7 protein-coding genes and 1 tRNA gene are annotated in these 6633 nt (G+C 41.1%); 6 read left to right on the top strand and 2 right to left on the bottom strand.

Going from position 1 to position 6633, the window contains the following annotated elements:
* The first annotated feature begins 199 nt into the window (after positions 1-199).
* The 6 genes from ACWICE_RS11050 (at position 200) to ACWICE_RS11025 (ending at position 5268) form a co-directional block, all read left to right on the top strand.
* Positions 200-817: a DUF3575 domain-containing protein gene (locus tag ACWICE_RS11050; RefSeq protein ID WP_454298394.1), complete on the top strand. Its 618-nt coding sequence runs from the start codon at positions 200-202 to the stop codon at positions 815-817.
* Positions 818-829: 12 nt separating this feature from the next.
* Complete coding sequence (locus tag ACWICE_RS11045) at positions 830-1687, top strand: FimB/Mfa2 family fimbrial subunit (RefSeq protein WP_454298393.1); 858 nt, start codon at positions 830-832, stop codon at positions 1685-1687.
* Between the two features lie 68 nt (positions 1688-1755).
* Positions 1756-2655, top strand: coding sequence for a fimbrillin family protein (locus ACWICE_RS11040; protein ID WP_454298392.1), 900 nt, complete (start codon positions 1756-1758; stop codon positions 2653-2655).
* A 67-nt stretch (positions 2656-2722) separates the two neighbouring features.
* Complete coding sequence (locus ACWICE_RS11035; RefSeq protein ID WP_454298391.1) at positions 2723-3631, top strand: fimbrillin family protein; 909 nt, start codon at positions 2723-2725, stop codon at positions 3629-3631.
* Positions 3632-3853: 222 nt separating this feature from the next.
* Positions 3854-4759 (top strand): fimbrillin family protein, encoded by a 906-nt coding sequence (locus ACWICE_RS11030; protein WP_454298390.1) that lies wholly within the window; start codon positions 3854-3856, stop codon positions 4757-4759.
* A gap of 116 nt (positions 4760-4875) precedes the next feature.
* On the top strand, positions 4876-5268 hold the full coding sequence (locus tag ACWICE_RS11025; RefSeq protein ID WP_454298389.1) for a hypothetical protein: 393 nt from the start codon (positions 4876-4878) through the stop codon (positions 5266-5268).
* Positions 5269-5284: 16 nt separating this feature from the next.
* Here ACWICE_RS11025 and ACWICE_RS11020 read toward each other — a convergent pair whose 3' ends face one another.
* Both ACWICE_RS11020 and ACWICE_RS11015 read right to left on the bottom strand, forming a co-directional pair.
* Positions 5285-5836 carry a dihydrofolate reductase family protein gene (locus tag ACWICE_RS11020; RefSeq protein WP_454298388.1) on the bottom strand — a complete coding sequence of 184 codons (552 nt, stop codon included), beginning with the start codon at positions 5834-5836 and terminating at the stop codon, positions 5285-5287.
* A gap of 601 nt (positions 5837-6437) precedes the next feature.
* Positions 6438-6524: transfer RNA gene (locus tag ACWICE_RS11015), tRNA-Ser, on the bottom strand.
* Positions 6525-6633 lie beyond the last annotated feature (109 nt).

Raw genomic sequence — 6633 nt, 5'->3', positions numbered from 1 at the left:
ATTGAGGATATAATTTGATTTTTCACGAAAAGCTTTCCTGATTCATAGAAGAAGGCAGATTTTTTTACAACCTAAATTTATTTAGGACAGCTGTGTCTTGATTTCATTAAAAATTTCAATAAAATACTTCCAAGTTTATTTATAATTAATATATTAGTCTCATAATAAAATATAATTACAACATTATAGTGTATTTATAATGTTGATACTATACCATACCAAACCAATGACCAATAAAACTAAAATGATCCGAGGATCACTCTGTATGCTTATGTTTTGCCTTTTGCTAAATCCGCTGAAGGGTCAGGAAGTCAAAATTCTTGAAGGTTCAAAGCCTGGAAGTTTTAATGTCCGCAGTAACATGCTGGGCTGGCTATTTCTTGTTCCCAATCTGGGGGTGGAATATCGTGCTGCTGATCGAATTGGCCTTTTGGCCGATGGGGGACTGTCGCATTGGAACTTCAAGCGGAATGGCAATGACCATTACTGGCGTAACTGGTATGCCGCTCCTCAACTGCGTTATTACACAAATGATTCGCGGGATGCCTACATAGGCCTGAAAGGTACCGTCGGCGACTATAACATCTCCAATGAACAAGGCCACTTTATGGGCGGGGGATTTACTTTCGGAAAGCAGTATGCTGCTGGGGAAAAGCTGTTGATCGATATCGGGCTTACGCTTGGTTTCCTTCAATTTAGCAAAGTGGAAAAGATGCGCCATGTAAATGGAGAGCACTACCGTACAGCAACCATTCCTGACAGGACCTACTGGGGACCAACGGGAATCAGCATTAGCTTTTCTAGACGGACCAATTAAACCTTAAATGAAATGGAGAAAAATTATCAAAAAACACGAAAAAGATCTCGCGTAGTTTGCTGCCTATATATCACTATCCTAGTCAGCTTTCTGTTTCCTTCCTGTAGTAGGCTAGAACTGACCGAACAGGGGCATTACCTGTTGCAGACGGACTGGGAAAAACGAACAGAGGGAATTTCAATCCCTAACAGTTACCAAATCATTCTTGATGGAAAAGTACATTCCTTTGGGCAAGGTCAGGCTGATTTGCCGGAACTGTTTCCAGGTACCTATCCCTATCTAGCTTATAACCTTGCTTCCGGATTTGATATTGAATCTGGCATTGCCAAACAGCATATTGAAAACGGACAATTGATCCCAATGCCTGAATGGCTTTTTTCTGCGACTGGCGAACTTCAATATGCAAATGAAAGCAACGTGGAAGCCACTGCAGTAATGCAACAACAAGTCCGTCAATTGACCATTATCCTCGAACCAGAGGGAGGGAGTGCGTCCAACATCAATTCGATCCAAGCTCAATTATCGGGGATCGCTTCTGCTTGGGACCTACAGGGCAATGTGCCCTTAGGGAGTCCGAGTAGCGTACCGTTAGACTTCAAGAAGCAGGCAGACGGCACATGGAAGGCTGTGATCCGCATTCTTGGAGTGCAAGGCGGGGAACAGATGATTTCTGGATCCTTGAGTTTTGACCAAGGGGTACCTGAAGTCGTATCCATGGAGTCGGACATGACTGAGCTGCTCGCAGATGTAAACACGGACAAACATATCCCAATGGAGCTCAAGGCAAAGGTAGAAACCCAAACAGCTGCAGGATTTAAAGTTAGTATCAAGGACTGGGTCAAGCAAAACGCTTCGGGCCAGGCTTGGTAGCCGTATAAAATCAAATCGTGTTAAAGCCACGATTTTAATAGGTATTCCTAATAAAACAAATGAAAGTAATGAAAAGAAGAACGATATACTTCCAACCTATGAAAATCATCATGTTTTCCATGGTTCTGCTAATTTTTGGTTGTAGCAAGGTAAAGGATGGACCAACACCACACAGAGAGAAGATCAATTTTAAGGTTAACATCAATAACGGAAAGGAAAAGAAAGCCACGGTACACCCAACATCCAGTGCTGATTTCACAACTACCTTTAAAGTAGGTGATGAGATTGGGGTGTTTGGTGCTGCTCAAGGAACAAATTTGGTTGCTTCAGGCAATCCGATCCACAACGCGAAACTCACCTACAATGGTACGGGGTGGGATGGAGACATAGAGTGGCCAAATGGAGCCGCTAATTATGATTTTTATGCATATTACCCATATCAACCTGATCCATCAGTAGAAAATCCTATAGATCCATTGCAAATACATTTTTATCCAAGCTCCATGAATGAAGGGTTGAATGGGTTTGCAAAATCAGACTTGATGTCAGGTGCAGTAGGGAGTGTGGTAAAAGGGGGGGATGTTGAATTAGTTCTTACCCATAGGTTGGCTATGCTGCAGATAGAAGTATCTAAGGGAGCGGGGGCAGGAACGGGACCAGATCAAAGTTTGGAGGTTTCAGTGACCTCTAATATAGGAATGGCAATGTTGAATTTATATAATCATAGTTTATTGAATATCAATGGAAATATTTCCTATTACCTGTATAGGGTAGAGCAACCTTCGTCCCCAGATTATTTAACCAAATTTACCTATCGTGCTTATTTGCCAGTTCATAACCTGCCAAATTCAAAAGAAATAATAACATTAACGAGTACCGCCGGTACAAAAAAGTATTTACTTCCAAAGGTTGTTCAACTCATGGCTGGGGAAGCAAAGATAATAAAACTCGATTTTTTGATTGAGTAATGAATAATACAAACACAATAGAAAAAGATAATTATTAACAGAACTGAAAAAATCAAAACAATAAAAAATGAAAACCCAATTATTAACCAGTATTGCTCTTGTGGCATTAATGTTCAGCTCGTGTAGTAAGGTCGATAACCTTAAGGAAGAAACCTCTGACCAAGTACGATTTACTGCAGGAATGAAGAAAGCGACTATAAACAATGGAATAACCAGTTCCTGGCAGACGGGAGATCAGATAGGGATATTTATGCTGAATTCAGGAACTGCAGATGTTTATGGTGGTATGGCAAATAAGTTATATGTGACAAGTGACGGAATTGCTTTTGCTCCTCAACCAGGCCATGAAATCTACTACCCGGTATCTGATAGCAAGGTGGATTTTATTGCTTATTATCCGTACAGACCAAGTATAACAGCATTAGGAGATAATTATGAAATTGATCTTTCTACACAGGCCAATCTTGCTCAAAATGATTTGCTTTGGGTAAAAGTGAACAATGGCAATAATGGTTACAATAAAAGTACTGCCGGACAGGTTCCTCTGGAATTTGAACATAAACTGTCCAAGATAGCTATTGTTCCAAATGCTTCAACGGGTATGGACGATGCCAGTTTGGAATGGGCTAATATGACAGTACAGGTTACTGGTATGAACACAGCGGCCGATTTTGACCTGTCGACCGGTACGCTAAGCAATCCAAGCGCAGCACTTGTGGTGGCGCCTTTTGCAAAGACATCAGGAGCGCTATATGAAGCCATCGTGCTTCCAGCAACCTTTGCTGCAGCAGGTGATCTGCAAATCAGTTTCACGGTTGGTACAGATGTATTTGTATGGAAAGCGGCAGCTGGTGAGCAATTTGAGGCTGGAAAACAGTATACCATTAGCCTTGATATTGAAAAAACTGGTGTGAACCTGAGTGGTATAACCATCACAGATTGGGAAACAGAAAGTAGAACAGGTATAGCAAATTAATGTATAGGTACAGGGGAAATTAACCTGTCCTGAACAATATGATGTTCTTTCTTGCATAAATTGATCTGAACATCAGTTTTTCGCAAGCCCCAACATTGGGGCTTGTGATAGCTTGCCAAGATGGTGATATAAATTCAATGGAAAGCGAGATGTAAGCCTGTGGCCATAACTTATGGAATAAACAGAACATTCAATTAAGGAAAAAAAATAATTCTATAGCAGATGAAAATCCAATTAATAACCTCTATCGCACTTGCGGGGATCCTGATCAGTTCTTGTAGCAAGGTAGACAACCTGAAGGAAGAAACCTCGCAGGTGGTCAACTTCAACGCCGGAATGAAAAAGGCAACCGCCAACAATGGGATCACAACGACTTGGAGCACAAATGATCAAATAGGGATATTTATGGTCAACAATGGTACTACGGATATCTATAATGCCATGAGCAACCGATTATACCAAACTGCAGACGGGAGCAACTTCAACGCCGCAACAGGACAGGAGATTTATTTTCCAGTATCTGGAAGTAAAGTAGACTTTATTGCCTATTATCCTTATCGAGCAGGGATAACCAATCTTGGTAATTTCGCCATTGACCTTTCTTCCCAGACTGATCTTGCGTCTAATGATCTATTATGGACAAAAGTTGATAATGCAGGTAATGGTTATGATAAAGCTTCTGCAACGATGGTTCCACTGGAATTTGAACATAAACTGGCAAAGCTGGTCATCCTGACATCGGCAGGTAGCGGAATGGATGATAGCAGCCAGGAATGGGATGATATGGAGGTGTCGATGGCTGGCATGAATACTTTGGCTGACTTTAGTTTGTCCACTGGAGTGGTCAGCAATCAAAATACCCCTGCCACTATTGAGCCTTTTGGAAAAACCTTGGGTAGCCGTTATGAGGCGATCGTTCTTCCAAAAACATTTGCAGCTGCCGGAGACTTTTCGGTAAGTTTCAGTATTGGGACTGATGTGTTTGTTTGGAAAGCCAATGCTGGTTTAGCATTTGAAGCTGGTAAGGAGTATACCATAGACCTTGATATTGCAAAAATTGGAATGGTACTCGGAAATGTGACGATTAGAGATTGGCAGCCTGAATCCTTGACAGGAACAGCCAACTAAAATAAAGATATGGACACCTCTGCAGCTTGCAGGGGTGTTTTTTTATGCTCCAAATTTCTAAACTTACTTCATGTTAAATGCATTTATTTGAGGTTATGTAGATTCTTGTTTTATCTTTGTGTAAACTAATTGTAACCTTGAGGTATCTTATCTGTATATTTTTTGTGCTGTCTACTTTCTGCCTATCTGCGCAGACAGTTTATAAAACTCCATCAGGCAGTAAATACCATACTGCAACGTGCCGTTATGTCAAGAATGTTTCAAATGCGTTGAGTATTGCTGATGCCCAAAAAATGGGTCTTAGTGCCTGTTCGCAATGTAATCCTGGGCAAACAAAACCAAGTGGTTTAGTGGGGACAGCTCAAAGTGGATTAGGGATAAAACCAGGAGAAGCGCAAGGGGCAGTTTCTAGGTCTGTACAATGTAAAGGTAAGACCAAAAAAGGCACACGTTGTAAGCATATGACAAGAAATGTCAATGGATATTGCCATCAACATGAACCGAGGTAGGTTTTTTTGTGTAATCTTAGTTCCGGATTGGGATGTAATAATGGATTACAGCACCGGATTTGAAGGATTTTGTTTCGCGAAGGTTCATGTCAATTCGTTTTTCAATTTTATCAAAAAGCATAAGTCCTGGCCCTGCGATAATGGGGTGAATGCATAGCTGAAATTCGTCAATAAGGTTTTGATTCAGCAATTGAATGATTAAGCTCCTGCTGCAGATTAAGATGTCTTTCCCTTCTCCGTTTTTTAATTCTTTGATCTTTTCGGACAATGGTTTTTCGGACAATTGTGCAGTATCCCAGCCGGTTGATAGTATGCTGTTGGAGAATACGATTTTTGGAACCTTGTCTATGGCTATTGCAAAATCATTGTGAGATTGTTGGTCGGAAGGGTTGCTAAGGAGGGTTTGCCAAAATTTCATCAGTTCGAAGGTAATTCTACCATAAAGGAGAGCATCGGCATTTGATATGAGCTGACTGTAATGATCATGGATATCAGCATCGGGATTTGGAACGGTATGATCGCAATTACCATCGAGGGTCATGTTGAAGGCGGCTGTTATTTTTCTCATGGTTGTGGGAGTTTGATAAATTAAAGATAAGGTTGGGAGGAGGGAATTGGCTTGTCATAGGGCAAGAAATGTGGGGGGAAGAGGGGGTTTTGATGTAAAGGGTGTATTTTTTGAAACACAGACATTCTTTAAAGGAACAACGAGCTTTTCTTTAGCATCCATAGGATTTTTATCTGGGACCAACAGGTTCTCCTTTAGCTTTCAAAGGGATTCTTTTAGCGAACACTGATATTCTTCAGCGAACAACGAGCTTTTCTTTAGCATCCATAGGATTTTTATTTGGTACCAACAGGTTCTCCTTTAGCTTTCAAAGGGATTCTTTTAGCGAACACTGATATTCTTCAGTGAACAACGACTTTTCTTTAGCTTTCCTTTAGCTTTCGTAGGGATTCCTTTAGCGAACATCAAACGGTTATTCGAGGGATGGCGGGATTGCCTTCGGCGATCCCTGGAGGGGGAGGCTAAAAGATAGTATCAAAACCTTCGCTCGTTACACTCGCTGGTTTTATTTTTCACATCAAATTGCTTCAAGCAAGCTTGGCAATTTGATGTGAAAAATAAAACCCTTCAATTAACATTGAAGGGTTTTAAGATATCTTTGCGGAGAGGGCGGGATTCGAACCCGCGGTACCGTTTCCAGTACGACAGTTTAGCAAACTGTTCCTTTCGGCCACTCAGGCACCTCTCCGGGTTTCGACAGTGCAAACATAACGCAAAATTTTCACTCTTCAAAGTCGATTTAGCGAAAAATACGCATTTTATGAGCTGCCTACAGCAACCTTTTGAATATCAATTTG

This window comes from Sphingobacterium sp. NPDC055346 (genome assembly GCF_053645235.1).
This window is presented reverse-complemented; position numbering and strand designations above follow the sequence as displayed.